Raw genomic sequence first — 644 nt, 5'->3', positions numbered from 1 at the left:
CACGCCATCCCCACGATCGCGATCGGCTCGTGTGCCTTCTCCTCGGCCTCGTGCAGGCGTCGGCGTGCGTCACGCGCGTCCGCGATGGCTCGCTTGAGATAGTCGCGAAGCTTGTCCTCGTCAGCCACGTGCTCTCAACTCTCTGGGATGGGGTTGATGGCAGGTCGGGTTCGGGTTCGGGTTCGGTCGGACCGGTCGAGTCGTCCGAATCGTCCGAGTCATCGGAGTCGTCGGAGTCATCGGAGTCGTCGGAGTCGTCGGAGTCAGTCGAGTTCGTCGAGGAGGGCGAACAGTTCGTCGTCCGTCGCGGACTCCAGGTCCTCGTCGGCGTCGGAGGAGCGGGCGCCGTCGGGGTCGTTCGTGTGGGTGAGGGTCAGGAGTTCCTGTAGCCGTGCGGCGATCCGCTCATGGGGATGCCGTTCGTCCGCAAACGCCGCGCGCAGAGCGGCCTCCAGCTGGTCGATGTCCTTCAGGACGGCCGATACGCCCAGGTCGGCGGACGCCTCCGCCGGTGCCAGCTCCGTGCCGAGGTGCGCGGCGAGGGCCGCGGGGGTGGGGTGGTCGAAGGCGAGAGTGGTGGGCAGCCGGAGTCCGGTGGCGGTGCCGAGCTGGTTGCGGAGTTCGACGGCGGTCAGGGAGTCGAA

The 644-nt window shown here is 68.5% G+C and carries 1 protein-coding gene; it reads right to left on the bottom strand.

What is annotated here, in order from left to right; translation table 11 throughout:
- Positions 1-263: 263 nt before the first annotated feature.
- Positions 264-644 (bottom strand): acyl carrier protein (locus GTW40_RS02320; protein ID WP_237525293.1); only part of this gene is annotated, 381 nt, incomplete at its 5' end.

Source organism: Streptomyces sp. SID4985, from assembly GCF_009863025.1.
Lineage (GTDB): Bacteria > Actinomycetota > Actinomycetes > Streptomycetales > Streptomycetaceae > Streptomyces.
The sequence above is the reverse complement of the archived record's forward strand: the minus strand, read 5'-3'. Positions and strand labels throughout refer to the sequence as shown.